Below are 23719 nucleotides of genomic sequence, written 5' to 3' on the forward strand. Positions count from 1 at the left end.
AGACAAGCCCACGCCGGGCTACGCCCGGCGCAGAGCTGAATGCGCTGTTTTCCGCTGTTCTGCGCTCCCGCATGAACTCCCGGAAGGCTCGGGCCTGCTGGACCAGCAGCGATTGCCACACGAGGTCGGACGGTTCGAAGCGGTGGCCCTCAGGCGTGCACAGGACGCCACGCCACACGTGGAAGCCTGCCCAGTCCGGGCCGAGCACCTTGCCAGCGCGCATGACCCTCATCAGGCGATAGGCGGCGTAGGGAACTCGGGCCGAGGCTGATTCCCAATTCCGGATCGTTCGTTCGCTGACTTGCAGCAGGTCGGCACAGGATTCCACGCTCAACATGCAGCTGAGGCGGGCTTCCCGGAACCGGCAGGCTGTGACCGGAAAATGCTGCCGTTTGGCTGCCTTGCGGTGGGGTCGCTTGACCCTCTTTGACTTCGCATAATGTCTATTATGTCCAGACAAAGACGTAGCCGACATGGCTAGATAGCTGACCTACCAGCTCTGACCTGCTCGAAAGCCCTGAGTGCATCCAACCGACTTGCGGCCAGATCCACGATGGGTACCCGCGGATAGCCTCCGACGCCATTGCTTGAGAGCCATGGCGCATGACGATCAATAGCGGCGAGGCCTGCAAGTTCGGGAATCCAATGTGCGATGTAATCGCCATCCGGGTCGAACCGTTGTGATTGCAGGACCGGATTGAACACCCGGATGTACGGCGCTGCATCGACGCCGGTTCCCGCGACCCATTGCCAGCCCAAGGTGTTATTGGCCAGGTCTGCATCGACCAATGTGTCCCAGAACCATGCTGCACCGTGTTGCCAGTGGGCGCGCAGGTTCTTGGTCAGGAAGCTGGCCACGATCATCCGCACCCGGTTGTGCATCCAGCCGGTTTCCCACAGCTCGCGCATGCCGGCATCGACGATTGGAATTCCAGTACGCCCTTGCCGCCACGCATCCAGTTTCGCTTCAGGCACATCGGCCCAGGGAAAGTCGTCGAAGTGATGGTTGAAGTTGCTCTCGGGCGTGTCAGGGAAGTGATGCAGGACGTGGTGGGCGAAGTCACGCCAACCAAGTTGGCGCAGGTAGATGCTGCCGGCTTCCGGAAGTTGCTGGATGCTGCGGGAAACCTGCCAAGGTGAAATTTCGCCGAAATGCAGATGCGGCGACAGGCGTGAGGTGCCAGCCTGGCCCGGGAAATCCCGCGTTAGGCCGTAATCAGCCAGCGCCTGTTCGATGAACATGGATAGTGATCCCTGTGCACCCACCTCGCCCGGCGTCCACTGCATCCAGAACCTCTGATCCCAATGCAGGCTGGGCGCAAGCTCCAGGTCGCCGACGGATAACCCGCCTGCGAGAGGCGTGACTCCTGGTAACCGTACAGGAGCGGCCATGGGCACTGGCAGCCGGAGTTGCCCCAGTGCAGTGCGCCAGAACGGCGTGAAAACGCGGTACGGATCGCCCTGCTTGTTCTCTACCTGCCATGGTTCGAACAGCAGGCTGTCGTTGAAACTCTCGACACGCAGTCCGGTGCTACGCAAGGCGCGCTTGATGCCGGCGTCGCGTTGCTCGATGGCGGGTTCATAGCGCCGATTCCAGAAAACGGCTTCGGCATTGCAGTCGGCAGCTGCGCGCTGCAAAGATTCGAGACTCGGGCCCCGCATGATATTGAGGCGCGAACCACGCTCGCGCAGTGATGCATCCAGTGCCAGCAATGAACGACGGCGCCATGCATTCGAGGCAGCACCTGGTGGCCATGCACCCTCCTCCCCTGGCGCATGGATATACAACGGAATTGGATCGAAACCCTGACGTAGCGCAGCCTGCAAGGCAGGCTGGTCGTTGAGTCTCAGGTCGTTGCGGAACCAGACGATGGCATTCGGCACGGGGCGATGAGTCCATGGAAGTCAGTGGGTGGCGCGTACGCTTTGCGTAGTGTCGTCGCCCTTGATGAAAGCCAGCATGTCGGTAAGTACATCCGGCGCTCGCCTCGGATCATAAAGGCCCGCCAGCGGCGTGAGATGCCCGGCATCCGGCAGCAACTTCAATGTCGCGGGGACGCCATGGCTGCGCAGCTTTTCTGCAAGTTCCACGCTATCCACATATTCCACCACCCGGTCCCCGGTTCCATGCAGCAGCAGGAAAGGCGGTTCGTTGCCATCGACGAAGTTGACCGCCTGCGCACGTGGCCATAGCGATGGCGGCCCGAACACATCCACCAGGTCGCCGGTGACGTTGAAGTCATAGGGCCCTGACAGGCCAATCACGCCCGCCAGCTGGCCTGGTTCCATGCCATGCGCAAGCAGGTAGCGCGGGTCGGTGGCCAACAATGCCGCGATCTGTGCGCCAGCCGAATGTCCGGCAATGAAGATACGGTTCGGGTCACCGCCCCACCCTGCGACATCGTCATGGACACGGCGCACCGCACGCGCCGCGTCATCCATGAAAGCCGGGAACATCGCCTTGGGATACGTCCTGTAGTCCGCCACAACAGCCAGAATACCGTTGTCCGCGAGCCGCTCACCGACGAACTTGTATTGCGCGCGATTTCCGCGCTGCCACGAGCCCCCATAGAAGAACACCACCACCGGCGCCGGTTTTGCGGTCACCATCCGAGGCCTGTAGACGTCCATCGACAAGCCGATGTCGGGCGCGAAGGTCACCGTCAGGTCGGGTGGCGGAAGGCCGCGATTGACGAAGCGGAAGACCGTTGCTTCGCACCCCGACAGCCAAAGCGCCAGCATCGATACCGCAATGAACCTGATCAAGCCTGTTTGTTGCAAGGTCCCCTCCTATCTTGTTTCAACCATTCGGATACGGATCAATCGAGGGTGCGGATGCATAGTGAACAGCTGACGCTGCCAGCACCGTGCTTGCATCCGAACGCGTAAAAGCCGCGTATAGACCGTGACACCACCGCAACGGACCTCCATCGGCCACGCCAATGCCTTACTCGCATATCCAACGCGCGCATCTCACATTCGGCGGCCTGCTGCTTGCACTGGTGTCATTGCCTGCTTCGGGCCAAACGGCTACGACAAACGAAGGCACGGCTTACAGGCTGGAGGATGGTACGGCTATATATCGTGAAACCCACATGCTGTACGAGATAGGCGGCAAACCAGCAAGACTGGTTCTGTACCGCTGCATGGATGGGTCGGCTTTTGCACGGAAGATCGTGGTGGAGCGCACTGGTGCCGCAACACCGGACTTCGACTTCATTGACGGGCGTACCGGCTACCGTGAAGGCGTGCGTACCAGTGCCGACGATCGCGACGTCTATTGGCAGAAGTCGAGCTCGACTGCAGAGAAAAGGAAGACGCTGGAAATCCCCGCGAACGCCATCATCGATTCTGGCTTCGATGCGATGGTCCGCGCTCAATGGCCGCTTCTTTCGACCGAAGGTGGCATCAGCGCGAAATTCCTGCTGCCCAGCGCATTGCGCTTCCTCAAGGTCAGCATCGAGCGAGTGAAGCTGAAGCCAGTGGTTGGAGTTACCCATCTGCGAATGAAGCTGAATACCTGGTACGGCTTTGCTGCGCCCGATACCGACCTCGACTATCGCAGCAGCGATCGACGCCTGCTGCGCTTCAAGGGCATCGGCAGTATCCATGATGCACGCGGGCGCAACCAGGCCGTGCGCATCGAATTCCCGGGTGGTCTGCAGGGCCAACGCGCCAGTGCAGGCGATATCGAAACCGTGCGCAGCTTGCCCCTGATCGGCCAATGCGGGACATAATCATGGCCTTCCATCCAACCACCATCGCAACAGCCCATTCAGCATCACCAGGCCCATGGCGACAACGCAGGTTGTCGCGGCACATCAACCCATGGCATAACATCCACTCGCAATACCGCAGCCCCATCCGGGGATGCCAGTCAGTCCTGCGAGGGGAATGGATGACCGCTTCAACGTTGCTTGATCGGGATGAGCAGGCCATACAGGTGGATGCTTGGCTGAGCGCTGCCGGTCGCGGCGACCAGCGTGCATTCGATTCGCTCTACCAGGCCACCTCCAGCATGTTGCTTGGCGTCTGCATGCGCGTGCTGGGTGATCGCAGCGAGGCCGAAGACGTGCTGCAAGAGGTTTACGTCACCGTGTGGCGCAAGGCGGTCCAGTTCGACAGCGCCCGTGCCCGCGCCAGCACCTGGATGGGTACGATCGCGCGCAATCGCTGCATCGACCGCCTGCGCAGCCAGCCGGCTTCGGCGCTGCGCGCCCCCATTGAAGTACTTGATTTTGCGGAAGATCCCTCCCCTAGTCCGGTTGCGCATGCCGAATCCGGCATGGAGCGCGCGCAATTGGACGACTGCATTGAGCAACTGGAGCCCAAGCGCAAGGTCCTGATCCGCACGGCGTTCTTCGAAGGTGCCACGTACGAGGAACTCTCGGCCCGTTCGGGTTCGCCGCTCGGCTCGGTGAAGAGCTGGATCCGCCGCGGCCTGCTGCAACTTCGCGCGTGCCTTGAATCATGAGTTCGCCCATCGACCGCATCGAAGACGACAACGACCTGCCGCCCAGCGATGACTTGCGCGCAGGCGAGTACGTGCTTGGCGTGCTGGATGCGCAATCGCGCGTGCAGGCGCAAGCCAGGATAGCCTCAGACCACAGCTTTGCCGCCTTGGTTGCGCAGTGGGAGGATCGCTTCTCCGCATGGATGACCCGCGCCGAGCCGGTCGCGCCATCAGCCCATGTCTGGCCCCGGATCCGCAGTGAACTGGGCTGGAACGCGGTTGCCAGCAGCCCGACGGGTCTCTGGAACAGCGTCGGATTCTGGCGTGGCGCCACCGCTCTTGCGGCAGCGGCAAGCGTGGCCGCGATCGTCTTCGGCCTGCGCGGCGCTGCGCCGGTACCCCTGCCACCGCAGGTCGTGGTCCAGCTGCCAACACCACAAGTTCCGCCACAAACCGAAGAAGCGGTTGCTCGTCCGGTCACGGTTCTTGCCACGGATGACGGCGCCACAGGCTGGATCGCCAGGATCGATGCCAGCGGCGGCAAGGTCCTGATGGTGCCGGTGCCCAGGCCTGCAGATCCCAGTGGCAAAGTCGACGAGCTTTGGGTCATCCCCGCGGGCCAGGCACCCATATCGCTGGGCTTCGTCTCCAACGAAAAGGCGCACAGCATCGACGTGCCCGCTTCGGTGCGTACAGCCCTGATTGCAGGCTCCACCTTGGCAGTGACCCTGGAAGCGCAGGAAGGCATGCCACATTCCGCGCCTGCCGGTCCGATCGTCGCCAAGGGCGCCATCGTCACGATCTGATCCAGGTGCATCCGAGCAAGGCTGGTGACCGTACATACCGCATCACCCTTGCAGGATGCACCAGATGCTGGATCCCGGCGAAAGCCCGAGCCTTGCCAACTCCGGGCAAGGCGATACCGTCCATGAAGGCCAGCGGCCACGGACAGGCTTGGCGGCATCCACTCGTCGCTGGTTCGATACGCAGGCCAATGATGCTGCCAGCGCCAATATCGACGAGTACCGCATCGACTGGTTGCGCGCCGTGCCTTTCATCGCGATGCACCTGGCTTGCATCGCAGTCCTGTGGGTTGGCGTGTCGTCGGTTGCGCTTTGGGTAGCAGCCGCACTGTACGCAGTGCGGATGTTCGCGCTTACCGGCTTTTATCACCGATATTTCTCGCACAAGACCTTTCGAACGTCCCGCGCGGTCCAATTCCTGTTTGCGCTTGTCGGCGCTGCATGCGTGCAGCGCGGGCCGCTGTGGTGGGCGGCGCACCATCGCAATCACCATCGCCATGCCGATACCGCGCTGGATCCGCACTCCCCCGGCCTGCGTGGATTCCTGTGGAGCCATGCCGGCTGGTTCCTGACCCCGCATGCATTCCGCACCGACTGGTCACGCATTCCCGATCTGGCCAAATACCCCGAACTGCGTTGGCTTGACCGCTACGACACGCTAGTGCCGGTGGTGCTTGCCGCATTGCTTTACGGGCTTGGCGTCTTGCTGGAACACACCCAGCCGCAGTTGGGAACCAGTGGCGGACAGATGCTGGTCTGGGGCTTCTTCGTTTCGACCATCGTGCTGTTCCACGCGACCGTGACCATCAATTCATTCGCGCATCGCTTTGGCAAGCGGCGTTTCGACACCAGGGACGACAGCCGCAACAACGTCTGGCTGGCGCTCATCACTTTTGGCGAAGGCTGGCACAACAACCACCATTTCTTCCCCGGCACGGTGCGCCAGGGCTTCCGCTGGTGGGAAGTGGATGTCACCTGGTACGTGCTGCGACTGATGGCGATGTTCGGGCTGGTACGTGACCTCAAGCCGATCCCGGCGTGGGTCACGGCAAAGGTGCGAGGCTGACATGCGTATCGCCGTCATTGGTTCAGGCATCTCCGGCCTGGCATCGGCATGGTTGCTCTCGCGCAGGCACGAGGTCGTGCTGTTCGAGGCCGGCGACTATCTCGGCGGGCATACGCATACCCACGACATCGAGTTAGATGGCCAGCATTTCCGCGTGGACACCGGGTTCATCGTGCACAGCCCAGCGCACTACCCGCTGCTGACAGGCATGTTCAATGAGCTAGGCGTGCGCATGAAGCCGACCACGATGAGTTTCTCCGTGCATGGCGACCCCGAGAAAGGACGCGATCCACTGGAATACAACGCCACCTCGCTGGATGGGCTGTTCTGCCAGCGTCGCAACCTGGTTTCGCCGCGTTTCTGGGGCATGTTGCGCGACCTGCGCCGTTTCTACCGGATCGCTCCGGCCCTGCTCGAAGGCGATGGCCCCGGTCCGGCATTGGGCGACTACCTTGATGCCAATGGCTTCGGCGCGATGTTCCGCGACCATCACCTGGTGCCGATGGCCTCCGCACTATGGTCATCGCCATCAGCGCAGATCCTGTCATTCCCGGCGCGTTACCTGGTGCAGTTCATGGACAACCACCACATGTTGCAGGTCAGCGGACGCCCGCCATGGCGCGTGGTGGAAGGTGGCTCGGCAGGCTATGTCAAGGCGATGGTGGCGGACTGGCGTGTAAATGTGCGCCTGAGAACCGCTGTGACTGGCGTGCGCCGCGACGCCGAGAGTGTAGAAATCGAGACCACAGACCGCAGGGAGCGTTTCGACCAGGTCGTGATGGCCTGCCACAGTGACCAGGCGTTGCGCCTGCTGGCCGATGCAGGACAAGCCGAAACAGAGATCCTAGGCGCCATACCCTACCAGGATAACGACGTCGTGCTGCACACCGACACGCATCTGCTTCCGCGCAATCGCAGGGCATGGGCGGCGTGGAATGTACACATCCCGTCGAATCCTGCCGATGCCTGCACCGTCAGCTACTGCATGAATTTGTTGCAGGGCATCGACGCACCTAAACCATTGATCGTGACCTTGAACCGCACCGATGCGATTGATCCTGCGAAGGTGCTGCGCCGGATGCAGTACCAGCATCCGGTCTATACCCAGGCTTCAGTGGCGGCGCAATCGCGCAAAGCGGAAATCCAGGGCCGGCGCAATACCTGGTTCGCCGGCGCCTATTGGGGTTGGGGTTTCCATGAGGACGGCATGCGCAGTGCAGTCGACGTTGCCCGCGCGCTTGGCGTTGCATGGGAACCTGTCCCTTCGTCATCGCCAGCTGCTTCGTTCGATCCGGAGCTGGTGCCGGCATGAGCGATGGCGGCGACCGGATGGCGATTCTGGCCAACTCTGGCTTGGCCAGTGCCGTCTATGAAGGCACGGTGCGGCATCGTCGCCATTACCCACGGCCGCATGAATTCAGCTACCGCATGGCCCAGATATATCTCGACCTCGACGAGGTCGATACGCTCTTCGACAAACGCTGGTTGTGGTCGTCAGGGAACCGCAACCTCGCCGAATTTCGCCGCGCGGATTACCTCGGCGCGACTGATGTCCCGCTTGCCGAAGCCGTGCGTGATCGCATCCACGCCACCACCGGTTTGCGTCACGTTGGCCCGATCCGCCTGCTCACCCACCTGCGCTATGCCGGCTTCGTCTTCAATCCGGTCAGCTTCTACTACTGCTACGCGCCGGACGGCCTGCGCCTGGAATATGTGGTCGCCGAGATCACCAACACACCGTGGAAGGAACGCCACGCCTATGTGCTGCCGATTGCCGATGCGCAGCCGCATGGGCGCGCGTGGCATTGGGACTTCGCGAAGGCCTTCCACGTTTCGCCATTCATGGCGATGCAACGCGACTATCACTGGAGCTTCACTGCGCCAGGCAAGGATCTACATGTCCACATGGATGTCATGAACGCAGGCGAGCGTGAATTCGATGCCACCGTGTCCTTGCAACGCAGTCCGCTCGATGGCAAGTCGCTGGCCCGCGTGCTGTGGCGGTATCCACTGATGACCGCCCAGGTCGTCGGTGCCATCCACTGGCAGGCGCTGCGCCTGTGGCTCAAGCGCACTCCCGTACACGACCACCCCCGACACCACAGGGCCGACTGATGAACCGATCCATTGAAGCGCTGCAACTTCCTGCCGACCGCTACGGCGCGCTCGACCGCATGCTGCGCAACCGCCTGCACGCCACGATGGCCGCGTTGCGTGGGCGCGGCCTGAGGGTGACCGATGCACTGGGTACACAGGAATTCGCTGGCAATGAGGCATCGCCTGAGATCATGATCGAGGTCCTGGACCCGGCGTTCTATCGTGCCGTCGCTGCAAATGGCAGCGTCGGTGCCGGTGAAGCATGGATGGATGGCCACTGGCGCTGCGATGATCTGGTCGGACTGATTCGCCTGTTGGTACAAAACCGCGCGCTGCTGGACGGCATGGAAACCGGCATGGCCCGCCTTGGTGGCATCGCGATGCGTGGCTGGCATGCGCTGCGCAAGAACACCCGCGATGGAGCCCGACGCAATATCGCCGCGCATTATGACCTCGGCAACGAGTTCTTCGGTTTGTTCCTGTCCGACGACCTGATGTATTCCTCGGCGTTGTATGCAGGCGACGATGATGATCTGGAAACAGCATCCACACGCAAACTGGACCGCATCTGTCAGAAACTACGATTGCAGCCCAGCGATCGCGTGATCGAGATCGGCACCGGCTGGGGCGGCTTCGCGGTGCATGCCGCGCGCCACTATGGTTGCCACGTCACCACGACCACCATCTCGCGCGAGCAACATGCATTGGCCGCCTCGCGTGTCGCCGAAGCCGGCCTGCAGGATCGCGTGACCCTGCTGCTTGAGGATTACCGTGATTTGAAGGGTACCTACGACAAGCTGGTCTCGATCGAAATGATCGAGGCGATCGGTGCGCAGTACCTCGACACCTACTTCGGCAAACTTGCATCGCTGCTCAAGCCGGATGGCCTGGCGCTGGTGCAGGCGATCACCATTGAAGACCACCGCTACAAGCAGGCGCTGCATTCAGTCGACTTCATCAAGCGCTATGTGTTCCCCGGCTCGTTCATACCATCGATAGCAGTAATGCTCGATGCCAAGACCCGCAGCAGCGACCTGGCCCTGACCCATCTGGAGGACTTTGGGTCCTCGTATGCGTGCACCTTGCATGCGTGGCGGCAGCGCTTCATGGCGCGCTTGCCGGAGGTGCGCGCACAGGGCTTCGACGAACGCTTCATCCGTATGTGGGAGTTCTACCTGGCTTATTGCGAAGGTGGGTTCATGGAGCGCTCGATCGGCGTGGCGCAATTGCTGATGGCCAAGCCCGGCAATCGCGATGCCGAATTCGTGTCCGGTCTCAATACCAGCCGCAGCGACTGGATCACAGCCTGACATGCGCTTCTGGGCCAACCTCGTCGGCTATCAGCTGGTCTGGTTCGTGATCGTGATCAGTGCGTCGCGCGGGCAGCCATGGTTGGGAATTGCGGCGTCGCTGGTCTTCATCGTGCTGCAGACCTTCACCTCAACAACCCGCAAATCAGATATGCGCGCACTGCTCGCGACTTTCATCTGCGGATTTCTGCTGGATGGCGCCTTGGTGGCCGTCGGCTGGTTGCACTACGCATCACCCTTGCTGTCCCTACCCGCACCGGTCTGGATCCTCGCGCTATGGATGGCGTTTGCGATGACGCTTAATCATTCGATGGCGTTCCTGCGCGGCAAGACCGTGATGGCGGCATTGCTGGGCGGGATCGGTGGGCCACTGGCATATCTGGGCGCAGCGCGTGGTTTTAATGCCGTCATCTTCGTAGCACCTGCATGGCATGCCATCGCCCTGCTGGCCATCGGTTGGGCCATCGCATTGGCCGCGCTTGCGGTCCTCACCCAGCGCTGGGCTGTTGAAAGCACAGAATCCACATTGCAACCGGAGCATATGCAATGACGATTGGCCCGATGAGTGCAGGCATGAGTTTACTGGTGATCTGGCTACTGGCCGTAGCCGCCCAGACAGTTGGTTGGCTATGGCAGAAACGCCATCGCAATGCCGGCATGGTCGATGTGGTGTGGTCGGCAGGTGTTGGCGGAGCCGCCGTTGTTGCGGCGGTGCTGGGGGATGGCGCACTGCTCCCCCGCGTCCTGCTGGCAGTGCTGGGCGGCCTCTGGGGGCTGCGGCTTGCTGGCCACCTGCTGCATCGCGTGCTGGGCGAACCCGAAGACGGGCGTTACGCACACATGCGAAAGAGTTTTGGACAAGACCAACGCAAGTGGTTCGCGTTCTTTCAGTTCCAGGCCTTGCTGGTAGTGCTGTTCGCCCTGCCCTTCGTTGCGGTCGCCCGCAATCCAAAGCCGAGCGTCACCATGTGGATACTGGTTGGCGTCGCCTTCTGGTTGCTGAGCGTGTTCGGCGAAGCCGCGGCGGATCGGCAACTGGCTCGTTTCCGCGCCAACCCGGCGAACAAGGGGTACACCTGTCGGGATGGTCTCTGGCGCTATTCGCGTCACCCCAATTATTTTTTCGAGTGGCTGCACTGGTTTGCCTACGTCTGCCTGGCTGTTGGCTCGCCGCTTTGGTGGCTGGCCTGGGCCGGGCCGTTGGTGATGTTCGTGTTCCTGCGATGGGTCAGCGGCATCCCGTACACCGAAGCACAGGCCCTGCGCACGCGCGGCGATGACTACCGCGACTACCAGCAGACCACGCCCATGTTGTTCCCGTGGTTTCCCAAGACACCCGCCGAACCGTCATCAAAAAAACCTGTAAGGAATGCGCCATGAATACCCTCGCCGAAACCCTGCAACTTGACAGTGACACCGCCGCGCCCGGCCTGCTTGGCTTGGCAGAACGCGGGCTGGTGCCGGATGCACTGTTGCGTGCTGGCATCCGCCGGATGTGCGCCCTGCGCTTGAATGAGGAATCGGCAGGCGGCCCGGAAGCGGTCAGTCAGCGCTTCCGGCAACAAATAAAGATCCTGCGCGACAGCCCGGTCGCCATCCACACCGATGCCGCAAACCGCCAGCATTACGAGTTGCCGCCCGCGTTCTTCCAGCACTGCCTCGGGCCGCGCCTGAAGTATTCGTCTTGCTATTACCCGACCGGTAACGAGTCCCTCGCCGAGGCCGAAGAGGCCATGCTCAAGCTGTATGGCGAGCGCGCCGAACTCGCCGACGGGCAGGACGTGTTGGAACTTGGCTGCGGCTGGGGTTCACTGACCTTGTGGATGGCGCAGCGCTATCCGAATTCGAATATAACCGCAGTGTCGAACTCACGCCCGCAGCGCGAGTTCATCGAAGCACGCTGCCGCGAACGTGGGTTGGACAATGTGCGCATCGTCACCTGTGACGTCAACCAGCTTGAATTGCAGGCCGACCAGTTCGACCGCTGCGTGTCGATCGAGATGTTCGAGCACATGCGCAACTACGAGACCTTGCTCAGGCGCATCAACCGATGGTTGCGCCCCGGTGGCGCGCTGTTCGTGCACATCTTCTGCCACAAGACCCTGCTCTACCCGTTCGAGACCGAGGGCGAGGACAACTGGATGGGTCACCACTTCTTCACGGGTGGCTTGATGCCTTCGGCAGATACCTTGTTGTGGTTCCAGCAGCAGCTGCGCATCGAGCAACGATGGCTGGTCGATGGCCGCCACTACCAGCGAACCGCCGACCATTGGCTGGCCGAACAGGACAAGCATCGCGACGTGGTGATGCCGGTGTTGCGCGAAGCCTATGGCGATGCCGCAGGCCTGTGGTTCCATCGCTGGCGGATGTTCTGGATGGCCTGTGCAGAGTTGTTCGGCTACGACCAAGGCCGGGAATGGATGGTCAGCCACTACCGTTTCCGCAAGGAGCAATAAAATGAAGAACACACACATGCGCGTACTGGCTTCGATCGTGGCCCTCCTGTTTGGCGCAGGTTGCGCGCACACGCCACCAACGATTTCCCCGGTTGCGAACGTCGACCTGCAAAAATTCATGGGCGACTGGTACGTGATCGCAAACATCCCGTCCTATCCCGAGCGTGAGGCCTACAACGCGGTGGAGTCCTACGTGCTGCAGCCGGACGGCCGCATCGAGACGACGTTCCGTTTTCGCAAGGGCGGCTTCGATGCCCCAGTGAAAATCATGCATCCGGTCGGGCGCGTAGTCGCCGGCACCAACAACGCCGTCTGGGACATGCAGGTGTTCTGGCCCATCAAGGCCGAATACGTGATCGTGGGGCTCAACGACGATTATTCGCAGACCATCATCGGGCGCAGCAAGCGTGACTACGCTTGGGTGATGGCGCGTACGCCGACCATCAGCGAACAGGATTACCAGGCGGCGCTGTCCAAGCTGAAGGTGCTGGGTTACTCGCTGGACAAGCTGCGCAAGGTCCCGCAGCAGTGGCCCGAAGCCGCGTCTTGAACATCTAGCGACAAACGCTTCGGACATCGGCGTCGAGCTTGCTGAGCAGGTCAAAGTTGCGCTTCAGGCCCACACGCTCGAGCGTTGCCTGGCGACGTTCGCGTGCACGGGCGCAGGCGTCCGGTTTAGGGCGTTGTGCACGCGCCGATACCCGGTGGTAGCCCGACTTGGGGTGTGACCTCCCTACTGTTTTGACTGGTGCGTGTGAGGATGCAGGCAAAGTGATCGGCGCTTCGGGTGTGTAGGCAAGGCTTCGCATCGTGCGCATGCCCTGCGCGCAAGGCAACGATTGCCAGGACACTGCGCCGCTGCCTGAAACGCATTTGTAGACGGTCTGTGCATTGGCATTTCCGGCGAGCAATAGCAGCAAGGCCAGCAAACGTCGCAAGGATCTCATCATGTCCGGCCTGTAATGGATTCCCCGCAGGATTCCATCGACCGTCATTGCTAGCTATGGGCGCAAGACGTGTTGCCAGGTAGGTGAATCCCTTGTCGGTTCGCCGTCTAGGCATCGGCAAGATTCGATGCAATCAATGCTTGACGCTCATTTGGGCCAGCCGTTATCATGCGCGGCTCCAGATCTTGGGGCCATAGCTCAGATGGGAGAGCGCCTGCATGGCATGCAGGAGGTCGACGGTTCGATCCCGTCTGGCTCCACCACATCGCTGGAAAGCTTCAAGGATTTTGCGCCTCGTCCCCATCGTCTAGAGGCCTAGGACACCACCCTTTCACGGTGGACACGGGGGTTCGAATCCCCCTGGGGACGCCAGCAAAATCACTGGTAGATCAATAGTTTACGGGTCGCAGCGATGCGGCCCGTTTTCTTTTGTGGCGTGCTAAGAAGATAAGTGGAAAATTGACCAATGAATTTCCCAGCCCTCGGTGTGCTTATCCTGCTGCTTCCCGGGGCTGCGCTGGCTGATACTCCGCCGTTCGATCGTCCCAGCTTCAGCTTCGCACCGGCGGTGCTGCCAGCAGGCTCGTTCGCATGGGAGCAAGGCCTGCCCGATATGGAACGCGACAGTGACGGCGGCGCGCGGATGACCACATACGCCGCAGACACAGTGTTGCGCTTCGGACTCACATCGAACATCGAAGTGCAGTTACACACTTCGCCGTGGAACCGGATGACTACACGCGTTGAAAATCTGCATGCGGATGTCGAAGGCACGGGTGATAGCGCACTCGGGATCAAGTGGGCGCCGTTGCTGGACAGCAAGGTGTGGACGCTGGCGGTACTCGGGCTGATCAGTGTCGACACTGGGTCGTCTGCGTTCAGCAATGGCCACACTGTAACGTCCCTGGGTGTCGCGGCCGGACGCGACTTCGGTGACAACCACTCGCTGGGCCTGTATGCGAACGTCGATCACGGCGCCGGACAGAACACCTGGACGGAATCGGCGAATTTCAACTTCCCGATTCAGGGTGGCTTCGGCGGCTTCGTGCAGGTCGGGCGATTCAACGGCGGCGGCACGTCGAGGTCGCTAGCCGGCGGCGGCATCACCTGGCTGCTGCACGACTGCGTGCAAGTCGACCTTGGTGCCAACTTCGGCCTGACGTCCCGCAGCCCGGATTATCAGGCCGGGCTAGGCGTCTCGGTGTTCTGGAAGTAAGACCGCGTAGCCCGCTAAGTACCAATGGTTACGGTCTTTAGGATTGGCATTCGCTGGCTTAGCTCCACTTTTGATGTCCGTTAAAAGTGGGGGACTACCAATTCTTGCATCAGGCAATGACGGCTTCCGGCGGGCACGACTGCAGCGTAGCGACACCATGCCCCTGCTCGGCCAGGTATTCCAGCCACTTGCCGAGGAACGTGTTCATGCGCAGCCGGTGGTCGAGTATGCGTTGAGGCGGCGGATACATACCGATCACGTCCTGCCAGCGACGACCGGCATAGCAATGGGTCGCCTCGACCTGGCGCGCATCGCGATACAGCCGCAGGCTCGCCGAGGGGTCGCGCAGGCCGGTCTGCGGATCGATCAGGCCATAGCTCATCCGCAGTTCGACCGTATAAGCATGTCGCTCGATTATTTCGAGCTGCAGGTCGAGCCTATCGCCGATGCTGGAGACGTATGCACCGCAGGCCAGATCCGCAGGTTCGAACAACCGCTGCAGGCGCACATGGTTTTCCGCATACAGGCCCATCAACCAACCGAAACGGCTGATGTGTGGCAGTGGAACTCTGCGGGCAAGCGCTGCACTCATGGCTTGATCCTACACGCGCGATGGCAATAGCGGCAGGATTGACGGATACGTTTGCGAGGCCTAGGTTGGGGAGCTTGTTGCGTGCTTTGGCTTGCCCTACTCGGCCACCAGCGGCTTGCCATCAATCGTGAGCGTGGACGGCTGTTCGGTGACCTGCAAGCGCTTGGCGACAGCTTCCGCTTCGCGCATCACCCGCAGCATGTTGCCACCAGCCACCGCGGCAAGTTCTGCATCGGTCCAGCCACGGCGAGCAAGCTCGATCAGCAACGCCGGATATTTGTCGACCGCATTCAGCCCTTCGGGTGTAGTCGGGATGCCATCGAAATCCGAACCAATCCCGACGCTCTCCACGCCCGCCACTTTGCGGATGTGTTCGAAATGGTCGGCCACCATGCCCAGCGTCACCACCGGCGCGGGATGCTGTTTTTCCCATTCGGCCAGCGCCGCATTGGCACGTTCCGGCTGGCCGATATACAGACCGCCGTAGGGCGGCGCATTGAAACGGGCTTTTTCCGCGGCACGGCCTGCATCCCAGCGTGCGCTCGCAGCGGAGACATAGCCTGGATAAAAATTCACCATCACGATACCGTGGTTTTTCGCAACCAACCGCAACACATCATCCGGCACATCACGCGGATGATCGATCAGTGCACGTGCACCGGAATGCGAGAACATTACTGGGGCGGCGCTGGCGGCAATCGCCTGGCGCATGGTGTCGGGCGAGACATGACTGAGGTCGACCAGCATGCCGAGCCGGTTCATCTCGCCAACGATTGCCTTGCCGAATGGCGTCAGTCCATGGTGCTCGGGATCTGCAGTCGCCGAGTCCGCCCAGTCGGTATTGCTGGTATGCGTCAGGGTCATGTAGCGCGCACCAAGCACGTACATCTGGCGCAGCACTGCCATCGAATCGTTGATCTGGTGGCCACCTTCAATACCGATCAGCGAGGCGATGCGGCCTTCAAGATGGATGCGCTCGATGTCGGCGGCGGTATACGCCATCTCGAACGCTTCGGGATAGCGCGCCACCATCGTGCGCACGATGTCGATTTCTTCCAGCGTCATCTGCACTGCAGCCGGGCCGGTTATCGATGCGGGAATCCAGACCGACCAGAACTGACCGCCCATGCCGCCTGCACGCATGCGCGGTATATCTGTCATGAGCGGCGTTTGGCCAGCCTTGGCCTTGTCGTGCTTCGAATGGTCGACGCGCAGATCGACAGCGCCACGTGCACGCAATTCCCACGGCAGGTCGTTGTGACCGTCGATCAATGGGGTGTCCGCCAGCACCTTGGCGACGCGCGCCGCCAGTGCCGCATCGTTCTTGCCGGATGACGGCGTCGCGGCCTGCGCCAGACTGCTGCAGGCGATTGCCACGGAGATCAACCAAGCCAACTTGCGACGCTGCATCCGTGTCTCCCGGTAATGGTGTGAGTGAATCCACTGCCCGTCTCGCCGGAATCGCGAGGCGCGAACAAGCCTGATCAGGCCAACAGCGATCTTACTCCAGGCATCACGTCCGCCAATGCTCGCGCGATTGCTCAGGACATCTGGCTCAGAACATTCCTCGACTGATGCCCAGGTGCTCCAGCACGCGGCTTGAAATCTCTTCGATCGAGGCATTCGTCGTGCTCAACAATTCAATGCCTTCACGTCGCATCATTGCTTCGGCCTGCGCGACTTCGCGCTTGCAGGTGTCGAGCTGCGAATAGCGTGAATTCGGCCGGCGTTCCTGGCGGATCTGCTGCAAGCGGATCGGGTCGATGGTCAGGCCGAACAGCTTGTTGCGATAGGCACGCAGTTTGGCCGGCAAGCGCTCGACCTCCAGGTCTTCTTCGGTCAATGGATAATTGGCCGCGCGCACGCCATGGTGCAAGGCCAAATACACGCAGGTGGGCGTCTTGCCCGCACGCGAGACCGCGACCAGGATCAGGTCGGCCTCGGCATAGTCGATGTTCATGCCATCGTCGTGGGTCAAGGCATAGTTCATCGCATTGATGCGGCGATGGTAAGCATCGAAATCCACGATCCCATGTGCCTGCCCGACGGTTGACTGGCTAATGGCGCCAAGCTCCTGCTCAAGTGGAGCGATGAAGGGCGCGAACACGTCCAGCATCAAGGCCCCACTGCTGGCCAGCAAGGTGTTCAATTCGGCGTCCACTCCGGAATTCACCACGATCGGGCGGATTCCGGCGGCCTCACCGGCCGCGCGGATCTTGCGGGCCGCCTCGCGCGCCTTGTCCGGGGTGTCCACGAACGGCAGGCGATCGGTCTTGAAGCGAGTCCCACTGAACTGGGTCAGCAGGCTGTGTCCAATGGTTTCAGCGGTAATGCCGGTGCCATCGGAGACGTAAAACACGGGGCGTATGTCGGTCATCGTGAAATCGCAGTCAGTCTTGGAGGGTAGCCGTTGTAAAATAGCGGTTTCGGCGAGTTCGCGTCGCCCTCCCCATACACGGAGCCTGCCTTGAACGCCCCCGCCTTGATCAAGAACGTCCTGTGGCTGCAAGACCTGCGCCTGTCCGACCTGGCCCAGGTCGGCGGCAAGAATTCCTCGCTCGGTGAAATGATCGGCGAGCTGTCCGGCCTTGGCGTGTCGGTGCCCGGCGGTTTTGCCACCACCGCTGACGCCTTCCAGGCATTCATCGCCCACAACGACCTGCACGCGCGGATCTACGACAAGCTGGCCACGGTTGATGTCGAGGATGTGCCTGCATTGACGGCTGCTGGTGCACTGGTGCGTGGCTGGGTGATGGATGCGCCGCTGCAACCTGAACTCGACAACGACATCCGCAACGCGTATGCGAAGTTGTGCGCGGACAATGGGGGAGGCGATGTTGCTGTGGCTGTGCGCTCCTCGGCAACCGCCGAAGACCTGCCGGATGCCAGCTTTGCCGGCCAGCAGGAGACCTTCCTCAACGTCACTGGCGCCGATGATGTGGTGCGCAAGGTCAAGGAAGTCTTCACCAGCCTCTACAATGACCGTGCGATCGCCTATCGCGTGCATCATGGTTTTGCCCACGAAGATGTGTTCCTGTCCGCCGGCGTGCAGCTGATGGTGCGTTCGGACTGCGGGTCTTCCGGCGTGCTGTTCACCCTCGACACTGAATCCGGTTTCCGCGACGTGGTCTTCGTTACCGCCAGTTATGGCCTGGGTGAAATGGTTGTGCAAGGTGCGGTGAATCCGGACGAATTCTACGTCTACAAGCGCACGCTCACCGCCGGCAAGCCCGCGATCCTGCGCCGCTCGCTGGGCAGCAAGCAATTGCGGATGGTTTATTCCGATGTGCCCGGCGAACGCGTGCGCACCGAAGCCACTCCTGCGGAATTGCAAAAACAATTCTCGATCAGCGATGCCGACGTGCAGGAATTGTCGCGGCAGGCGTTGACCATCGAACGGCACTATGACCGCCCGATGGACATCGAATGGGGCAAGGACGGCGTCAGCGGCAAGCTCTTCATTCTGCAGGCCAGGCCTGAAACGGTGAAGTCACGTGCGCATGCGACCCAGCTCGAGCGCTACACCTTGGGCGAGCGCGGCGACGTGCTGGTCGAGGGCCGCGCGATCGGCAGCAAGATCGGCAGTGGCATCGCTCGTGTCGTGCGTTCGCTGGAAGACATGGCTCGCGTGCAGCCTGGCGACGTGCTGGTGGCCGACATGACCGATCCCGACTGGGAGCCGGTGATGAAGCGCTCCGCCGCCATCGTCACCAACCGTGGCGGCCGCACCTGCCATGCCGCGATCATCGCGCGCGAATTGGGCGTGCCGGCCGTGGTCGGCACCGGCGATGCGCTGGACCGGATCAAGGACGGCGACGAGATCACCGTCAGTTGTGCCGAAGGCGACACCGGCTTCATCTATGCGGGTGCCCTGCCCTTTGAGCGCACCACCACCGACCTCGGCAACATGCCGCCGGCGCCGCTGAAGATCATGATGAACGTGGGCAACCCGGACCGTGCGTTCGACTTCGGCATGTTGCCGAATGCGGGGATTGGTTTGGCCCGGCTCGAGATGATCATTGCCAGCCATATCGGCGTGCATCCCAAGGCACTGTTGGACTATGCCCTGCAGGATTCGGCGACCAAGGCGAAGATCGACGAACGCATCGCCGGTTATGCCGGGCCGGTCGAGTTCTACGTGGACCGCCTGGCCGAGGGCATCGCCACGATTACTGCGTCGGTCGCGCCGAAACCCGTGATCGTGCGATTGAGCGACTTCAAGTCCAACGAATACGCCAACCTGATTGGTGGCGCGCGCTACGAGCCGCATGAAGAAAACCCGATGATCGGTTTCCGCGGCGCCAGCCGCTACATCGACCCGTCCTTCCGCGATGCGTTTGCGCTGGAATGCCAAGCAGTCAAACGCGTGCGCGAAGACATGGGGCTGGATAACCTGTGGGTGATGATCCCGTTCGTGCGCACGCTCGACGAAGGCCGCAAGGTGATCGAGGTGCTGCGCGAGAATGGCCTGGTCCAGGGCGACGTATCCGGTGAGGGCGGCGGCCTGAAGATCATCATGATGTGCGAACTGCCATCGAACGCACTGATGGCCGACGAGTTCCTGGAGATCTTCGACGGCTTCTCGATCGGTTCCAATGACATGACCCAGCTCACATTGGGGCTTGATCGTGATTCGGCGATCGTGGCGAACCTGTTCGATGAGCGCGATCCGGCGGTGAAGAAGTTGCTGTCGATGGCGATCAAGTCCGCACGCGCCAAGGGCAAGTACATCGGCATCTGCGGCCAGGGCCCAAGCGACCATCCGGATCTTGCAGTGTGGCTGATGGAGCAAGGCATAGAATCGGTCTCGCTCAATCCCGACACCGTGGTCGATACCTGGCTGGCGCTGGCACGGTCGAAGGCATGACCAATCCGATCGCCAAGTCCGCGGCAGGCTTCGATCCACGCGCTTGGCTGACCGCCGGGTTGGCTGACAAGGCGATTGATTTCGTTGCGGCACTGCTGATCGTGCTGGTCGGATGGTGGCTGGCGCGCTGGATCTCGCGCCTGCTCGACAAGTCGCTGGTCAAGATGGAGGCAGACGAGATCCTGCGCAGCTTCCTGCGCAACATCGCCTTTGCGGCGCTGATGGTGGTAGTGCTGATCGCCGCATTGCAGAAGGTCGGTGTGCCGACGACCTCGCTGCTTGCGATGGTTGGCGCGGCAGGCTTGGCAATTGGCCTTGCGCTGAAGGACTCGCTGTCCAACATTGCATCGGGTCTGATGCTGATCGTGCAGCGTCCGTTCAAAGCCGGCGATGCGGTGCAGGTTGGCGGAGTGGAAGGCGTGGTGGAGCAGGTCCGTATCTTCACCACCCGCTTGCGCACCTACCAGAACGAGTTGGTCGTGCTCCCCAACAGCGAGATCACCACCAAGCCAATAATCAACTTCACCTATAAGCCTTTGCGTCGCGCCGATATCACGGTGGGGATTGGCTATGGCGAACGCGTGGATCGTGCCCGCGAAGTACTGCTTGCCGTCGCCAAGGCCAATCCCGAGGTCCTGCGCAAGCCCGCCACCGAGGTGCTGGTGACTGGCCTTGGCGAGAGCAGCGTGGACCTGGTGCTGCGTGCGTGGATCAAGACCGAGGTATTCGTGCAGACCCGCAGCGAACTGACCGAAGCGGTGCATCGCGAGTTCACCGATGCCGGCATCAATATTCCGTACCCGCAGCGCGATGTGCACGTCTATCAGCACGCTGGCAAGGATGCGGACATGAATCGGAGCGATGGCGATGTAAATGCCGATATTAATGGTGATGGTGATGGCGACGACATCGCCAAGGCCGCTACTGCCGCCAGCAACTGAGACCGGCTTCAGCCGTGGATGCGATTGCGGCCAGCGCGCTTGGCTTCGTATAGCAATGTATCTGCGCGGCTGAGCAGTTTTTCGTAATGCGACAAACCGGTGCGTTCGGCCACGCCCCCACTGATGGTCATTTTCCAGCCCGGCGCGAACGCGCTGCAGTCCAACCGTTCCACCGCCCAGCGCAGCCGTTCGCAACGGTTCCGCGCCTCTTCCAGCGGCAGGCCTTCGAACAGCACGGCGAATTCCTCACCTCCCCAGCGCGCAAGAATTCCCAGCGCGCCAAGTTCCTCGCGCATGGTGTCAGCCACTGCGATCAGTGCCTGGTCGCCTGCCGCATGCGAATAACCGTCGTTGATCCGTTTGAATTCGTCGATGTCGAATAGCCCGACACTGAGTCGGCGACCGCTCGCAATTGCTTCAGCGAATGCACGCGTGAGTTGTTCGTCCATGCTGCGCCGGTTGGCCAAACCGGTCAGCGCGTCCTCGCGTGCCTGGCGTTCGAATGCCTCGGCCTGATCCTTCAATTTTTCCAGCAGGAAGGTCTTTTCCTTGTCCGATTCCATCAGGCGGTCAGTGCGGTCGCGCAGGTCACTGGTGCGCTGTTCAATCAGGTCTTCCAGTTGCACCGAGCGTTGCCGTAAATGACCCAGCCGCCAGCGATACATGCCAGCAACCAGCAGGCCAGCCAGCAACACCAGCAGCGGGATGAACCACGGCTGCTGCCAGAGCAGTGGCTTGATTTCGATATCCAGTGCAGTGATGTCCTTGCTCCAGCCCATGCCGAGCCCAGGCAGCGAGGCATTGACCAGGAACCGGTAATGCCCCGGGCGCAGGTTGGTGTATTGCGCCACGCGCTGGTTGCCACGTTCATTCCACTCATGCTCCAGGCCGTCCAGCCGGTAGCGATAGCGGATGAAGCGCGGGAATTTGAAAGTCAGGCTGGCGTAATGGAACTCGAGCTTGCGCTTGCCGGCCGGCAAGCGTAACGGCGACTGCATCGTTACCTGCTGGTCGTTGGCGGACACATCCTCGATCACTACCGGCGGCAGCCCGCGCCGATATTCGTCCAGCTTTGTGGGATCGACAACAGCGGCGCCACCGGCAGTGGCCACCCAGATCCGCCCACGCGCATCGAGCAAGGCAGCAGGCCCGGAACCGCCATTGCACTGGCTGCTGGCGAGGCCGTCGGCCTCGCCGAAATGGTCGACCGTCAATACGTCCTTGCTGTCGGACAGCACGGCCTCCGCATCGGCCCGGCGTATCCGCAACACACCTCGGTTGGACGTCAGCCACAGACTGCCGCGGCCATCGTCGATGACCTCGAACAGGGTGTCGATGGGTAATCCCTGCTTCAATCCCAGCACCTTAAGCTGGCCGTCTCGATAGCGCACCAGTCCGCGATCGGTGGCGATCCACAACGTGCCATCGGCATCTTCGAGGAAATCGAACACGTCCTGCGCACCGTTCATGCCACGCAAGTCCACCGTCGACACCTTGTCGCCGACGATATGCGCCACGCCGTTGGCGGTGCCGACCCACAGGCTGTCATCGCGCGCTACTTCCAGGGTGATGATGAAATCCCGCGGCAGCCCCTGCTCGACACCGAAGTATTCGAATTTGCCATCACGCATGCGGACCAGACCGCGGTTGGTGCCGATCCAGACCGTGCCATCGGATTGCTGCGCAAGCGCACGGATCTGGTTGCTGCCCGGCATGCCATGCGCGCGGTCGTATTGGGCAATCACCTTGCCATTGCGCAAGCGCAACACGCCGGCGGTATAGCTGCCTACCAGCAGGCTGCCATCGCGATCCTCGAGCAGGCTCAGCACAGAATCGCTGGGCAGGCCATCGGCACTGGTGTAACTCGCCTGCAGCTTGCCGTTGCGCCACTGGTTTAGCCCACGGCTGGTGCCGATCCAGATTGAACCATCGCGAGATTCTGCAAGGGCGCGCACATAGTCGTCGCTTAGCCCCTGGTCGCGATTGAACGTGCTGAAGGGCGCATCGCTGAGCCGCATCAGGCCGGCATTGGTTCCCGCCCAGATACTGCCTTCGCGGTCGACCAGCAAGGCCGCAACGCGATTGTTTGGCAAGCCGCGCAGGCTGGTGAAACGCTCCAGGCTGGACGCCCGTTGTCGCAGCAGGCCATTGTTGACCGTGCCCACCCACAGATATCCAGAGGAATCCGTTGCCAGGCTGGGCACCCCATCCACGGGCAATTCAGGGGATTGCAGGACGAAGCGATCACCTTGCCTGCGATACACGCCTCGCTCGGTGCCGACGAACAGGGTGCCTCCAGCATCCTGGATCACCCGGAAGATCGGTGCATCCGGGAGCCCCGCTGCGGTCGCGTAAACCACCGGGCGATCTTCCACGAAGTGCACCAGCCCGGCGGCTGTCGCCACCCAGACGCTGCCATCGCGGTCCAGCAGCAGACCGTAGTTGATGTCGGACGGCAGGCCATTGTGGCTAGTGAAATAAGTTGGCTTCTTTTTACTGTTGCCAATATCAATGCGGGTAATGCCTGCACTCTCGGTGGCCACCCACAAGCGTCCCTGCTTGTCGATCAGGGCGTCCATGATCTCTTCCTGGGACAGCCCGTCCTTCATCAGCCATGTGCGCCAGCTGTCGCCGCGCATGACGCTGACACCGCCACGCGACGTGCCGATGACGACCGCACCATCCGCAGTCGCGCGCACCGAACGCACGCCATTGTCTTTCAGCGCAGGCGTATTGCTGCGGTCGAACACCCGGAACTCGAGCCCGTTGTAGCGCACCAGGCCTTCCCAGGTACCCAGCCACAAATAGCCATCCGGCGACTGCGCAATCGAATTGACCTGGTTGTGCGGCAGGCCTTGCCGGGTCGTCCATGTTTCGCGGAAGTAGGCGGACAGCGGCTTGTCCTGCGCAACCGCATGGCCTGCCGGCAGCAAGACACACAGCAGTAACAGACATAACCACGCATGCCATT

At 61.6% G+C, this 23719-nt stretch carries 22 protein-coding genes and 2 tRNA genes; 16 read left to right on the plus strand and 8 right to left on the minus strand.

Going from position 1 to position 23719, the window contains the following annotated elements:
• The 3 genes from PSV05_RS09525 to PSV05_RS09535 form a co-directional block, all read right to left on the minus strand.
• Positions 1 to 475, minus strand: a 475-nt coding sequence (locus PSV05_RS09525) for a VC1465 family Xer recombination activation factor (protein ID WP_345782250.1), incomplete at its 3' end; no start/stop codon positions are given.
• A gap of 2 nt (positions 476 to 477) precedes the next feature.
• Positions 478 to 1884: a deoxyribodipyrimidine photo-lyase gene (locus tag PSV05_RS09530; RefSeq protein WP_300064435.1), complete on the minus strand. Its 1407-nt coding sequence runs from the start codon at positions 1882 to 1884 to the stop codon at positions 478 to 480.
• A 21-nt stretch (positions 1885 to 1905) separates the two neighbouring features.
• Positions 1906 to 2781, minus strand: coding sequence for an alpha/beta hydrolase (locus tag PSV05_RS09535; protein ID WP_300064437.1), 876 nt, complete (start codon positions 2779 to 2781; stop codon positions 1906 to 1908).
• Between the two features lie 314 nt (positions 2782 to 3095).
• Between PSV05_RS09535 and PSV05_RS09540 the strand changes: the two genes are divergently transcribed.
• The 11 genes from PSV05_RS09540 to PSV05_RS09590 all read left to right on the plus strand — a co-directional run bounded on the left by PSV05_RS09540 (position 3096) and on the right by PSV05_RS09590 (position 12735).
• A complete protein-coding gene (locus tag PSV05_RS09540; protein WP_300064439.1) occupies positions 3096 to 3737 on the plus strand; it encodes a hypothetical protein in 642 nt (213 codons plus the stop codon).
• Between the two features lie 161 nt (positions 3738 to 3898).
• The gene (locus PSV05_RS09545) at positions 3899 to 4474 is read left to right on the plus strand and encodes a sigma-70 family RNA polymerase sigma factor (protein WP_300064441.1); all 576 of its coding nucleotides are present in this window, start codon (positions 3899 to 3901) and stop codon (positions 4472 to 4474) included.
• Complete coding sequence (locus tag PSV05_RS09550; protein WP_300064443.1) at positions 4471 to 5259, plus strand: anti-sigma factor; 789 nt, start codon at positions 4471 to 4473, stop codon at positions 5257 to 5259. The genes PSV05_RS09545 and PSV05_RS09550 overlap by 4 nt, the downstream gene beginning before the upstream one ends.
• A gap of 55 nt (positions 5260 to 5314) precedes the next feature.
• Positions 5315 to 6322, plus strand: coding sequence for a fatty acid desaturase (locus PSV05_RS09555; protein ID WP_300064445.1), 1008 nt, complete (start codon positions 5315 to 5317; stop codon positions 6320 to 6322).
• 1 nt (position 6323) lies between these two features.
• Complete coding sequence (locus PSV05_RS09560) at positions 6324 to 7634, plus strand: FAD-dependent oxidoreductase (RefSeq protein WP_300064447.1); 1311 nt, start codon at positions 6324 to 6326, stop codon at positions 7632 to 7634.
• Positions 7631 to 8437, plus strand: a complete 807-nt coding sequence (locus tag PSV05_RS09565; protein ID WP_300064449.1) for a DUF1365 domain-containing protein — start codon at positions 7631 to 7633, stop codon at positions 8435 to 8437. The genes PSV05_RS09560 and PSV05_RS09565 overlap by 4 nt, the downstream gene beginning before the upstream one ends.
• On the plus strand, positions 8437 to 9729 hold the full coding sequence (locus PSV05_RS09570; RefSeq protein WP_300064451.1) for a cyclopropane-fatty-acyl-phospholipid synthase family protein: 1293 nt from the start codon (positions 8437 to 8439) through the stop codon (positions 9727 to 9729). The genes PSV05_RS09565 and PSV05_RS09570 overlap by 1 nt, the downstream gene beginning before the upstream one ends.
• Before the next feature lies 1 nt (position 9730).
• Positions 9731 to 10279 carry a DUF2878 domain-containing protein gene (locus PSV05_RS09575; RefSeq protein ID WP_300064453.1) on the plus strand — a complete coding sequence of 183 codons (549 nt, stop codon included), beginning with the start codon at positions 9731 to 9733 and terminating at the stop codon, positions 10277 to 10279.
• A 23-nt stretch (positions 10280 to 10302) separates the two neighbouring features.
• Positions 10303 to 11109: a DUF1295 domain-containing protein gene (locus PSV05_RS09580; protein WP_300064455.1), complete on the plus strand. Its 807-nt coding sequence runs from the start codon at positions 10303 to 10305 to the stop codon at positions 11107 to 11109.
• The gene (locus PSV05_RS09585; protein ID WP_300064457.1) at positions 11106 to 12185 is read left to right on the plus strand and encodes a cyclopropane-fatty-acyl-phospholipid synthase family protein; all 1080 of its coding nucleotides are present in this window, start codon (positions 11106 to 11108) and stop codon (positions 12183 to 12185) included. The genes PSV05_RS09580 and PSV05_RS09585 overlap by 4 nt, the downstream gene beginning before the upstream one ends.
• Position 12186: 1 nt before the next feature.
• On the plus strand, positions 12187 to 12735 hold the full coding sequence (locus tag PSV05_RS09590) for a lipocalin family protein (protein WP_300064459.1): 549 nt from the start codon (positions 12187 to 12189) through the stop codon (positions 12733 to 12735).
• Between the two features lie 4 nt (positions 12736 to 12739).
• Here the strand turns inward: PSV05_RS09590 and PSV05_RS09595 are convergent, their stop codons facing one another.
• On the minus strand, positions 12740 to 13123 hold the full coding sequence (locus PSV05_RS09595) for a hypothetical protein (protein WP_300064461.1): 384 nt from the start codon (positions 13121 to 13123) through the stop codon (positions 12740 to 12742).
• A 196-nt stretch (positions 13124 to 13319) separates the two neighbouring features.
• Here PSV05_RS09595 and PSV05_RS09600 point away from each other — a divergent pair.
• The 3 genes from PSV05_RS09600 (at position 13320) to PSV05_RS09610 (ending at position 14348) form a co-directional block, all read left to right on the plus strand.
• Positions 13320 to 13395: transfer RNA gene (locus PSV05_RS09600), tRNA-Ala, on the plus strand.
• A 33-nt stretch (positions 13396 to 13428) separates the two neighbouring features.
• Positions 13429 to 13504 (plus strand) — tRNA-Glu (locus PSV05_RS09605).
• A 94-nt stretch (positions 13505 to 13598) separates the two neighbouring features.
• Positions 13599 to 14348: a transporter gene (locus PSV05_RS09610; protein WP_300064463.1), complete on the plus strand. Its 750-nt coding sequence runs from the start codon at positions 13599 to 13601 to the stop codon at positions 14346 to 14348.
• A 109-nt stretch (positions 14349 to 14457) separates the two neighbouring features.
• Here the strand turns inward: PSV05_RS09610 and PSV05_RS09615 are convergent, their stop codons facing one another.
• From PSV05_RS09615 to PSV05_RS09625, 3 genes are all read right to left on the minus strand, one after another.
• Positions 14458 to 14940, minus strand: coding sequence for a DUF1249 domain-containing protein (locus PSV05_RS09615; protein WP_300064465.1), 483 nt, complete (start codon positions 14938 to 14940; stop codon positions 14458 to 14460).
• A 96-nt stretch (positions 14941 to 15036) separates the two neighbouring features.
• A complete protein-coding gene (locus PSV05_RS09620; RefSeq protein ID WP_300064467.1) occupies positions 15037 to 16350 on the minus strand; it encodes a dipeptidase in 1314 nt (437 codons plus the stop codon).
• A 145-nt stretch (positions 16351 to 16495) separates the two neighbouring features.
• Positions 16496 to 17317, minus strand: a complete 822-nt coding sequence (locus PSV05_RS09625) for a pyruvate, water dikinase regulatory protein (RefSeq protein ID WP_300064469.1) — start codon at positions 17315 to 17317, stop codon at positions 16496 to 16498.
• Between the two features lie 105 nt (positions 17318 to 17422).
• Between PSV05_RS09625 and ppsA the strand changes: the two genes are divergently transcribed.
• Entirely contained in the window at positions 17423 to 19807 is a 2385-nt protein-coding gene (gene ppsA / locus PSV05_RS09630; RefSeq protein ID WP_300065460.1) for a phosphoenolpyruvate synthase, read from the plus strand.
• A complete protein-coding gene (locus tag PSV05_RS09635) occupies positions 19804 to 20748 on the plus strand; it encodes a mechanosensitive ion channel domain-containing protein (protein WP_300064471.1) in 945 nt (314 codons plus the stop codon). Before ppsA ends, PSV05_RS09635 begins: the two co-directional genes overlap by 4 nt.
• 8 nt (positions 20749 to 20756) lie before the next feature.
• On the opposite strand, the gene PSV05_RS09640 is transcribed toward PSV05_RS09635, so the two are convergent.
• Positions 20757 to 23681 carry a ligand-binding sensor domain-containing diguanylate cyclase gene (locus PSV05_RS09640; protein ID WP_300064473.1) on the minus strand — a complete coding sequence of 975 codons (2925 nt, stop codon included), beginning with the start codon at positions 23679 to 23681 and terminating at the stop codon, positions 20757 to 20759.
• Positions 23682 to 23719: the final 38 nt, after the last annotated feature.

It is taken from the genome of Thermomonas sp. (assembly GCF_029945965.1).
Lineage (GTDB): Bacteria > Pseudomonadota > Gammaproteobacteria > Xanthomonadales > Xanthomonadaceae > Thermomonas.

Coding starts and splice junctions, on each gene's coding strand:
- PSV05_RS09540 (WP_300064439.1), top strand. CDS start 3,096: ATGCTGTACGAGATAGGCGGCAAACCAGCAAGACTGGTTCTGTACCGC.
- PSV05_RS09545 (WP_300064441.1), top strand. CDS start 3,899: ATGACCGCTTCAACGTTGCTTGATCGGGATGAGCAGGCCATACAGGTG.
- PSV05_RS09550 (WP_300064443.1), top strand. CDS start 4,471: ATGAGTTCGCCCATCGACCGCATCGAAGACGACAACGACCTGCCGCCC.
- PSV05_RS09555 (WP_300064445.1), top strand. CDS start 5,315: ATGCACCAGATGCTGGATCCCGGCGAAAGCCCGAGCCTTGCCAACTCC.
- PSV05_RS09560 (WP_300064447.1), top strand. CDS start 6,324: ATGCGTATCGCCGTCATTGGTTCAGGCATCTCCGGCCTGGCATCGGCA.
- PSV05_RS09565 (WP_300064449.1), top strand. CDS start 7,631: ATGAGCGATGGCGGCGACCGGATGGCGATTCTGGCCAACTCTGGCTTG.
- PSV05_RS09570 (WP_300064451.1), top strand. CDS start 8,437: ATGAACCGATCCATTGAAGCGCTGCAACTTCCTGCCGACCGCTACGGC.
- PSV05_RS09575 (WP_300064453.1), top strand. CDS start 9,731: ATGCGCTTCTGGGCCAACCTCGTCGGCTATCAGCTGGTCTGGTTCGTG.
- PSV05_RS09580 (WP_300064455.1), top strand. CDS start 10,303: ATGAGTTTACTGGTGATCTGGCTACTGGCCGTAGCCGCCCAGACAGTT.
- PSV05_RS09585 (WP_300064457.1), top strand. CDS start 11,106: ATGAATACCCTCGCCGAAACCCTGCAACTTGACAGTGACACCGCCGCG.
- PSV05_RS09590 (WP_300064459.1), top strand. CDS start 12,187: ATGAAGAACACACACATGCGCGTACTGGCTTCGATCGTGGCCCTCCTG.
- PSV05_RS09610 (WP_300064463.1), top strand. CDS start 13,599: ATGAATTTCCCAGCCCTCGGTGTGCTTATCCTGCTGCTTCCCGGGGCT.
- PSV05_RS09615 (WP_300064465.1), bottom strand. CDS start 14,940: ATGAGTGCAGCGCTTGCCCGCAGAGTTCCACTGCCACACATCAGCCGT.
- PSV05_RS09620 (WP_300064467.1), bottom strand. CDS start 16,350: ATGCAGCGTCGCAAGTTGGCTTGGTTGATCTCCGTGGCAATCGCCTGC.
- PSV05_RS09625 (WP_300064469.1), bottom strand. CDS start 17,317: ATGACCGACATACGCCCCGTGTTTTACGTCTCCGATGGCACCGGCATT.
- PSV05_RS09635 (WP_300064471.1), top strand. CDS start 19,804: ATGACCAATCCGATCGCCAAGTCCGCGGCAGGCTTCGATCCACGCGCT.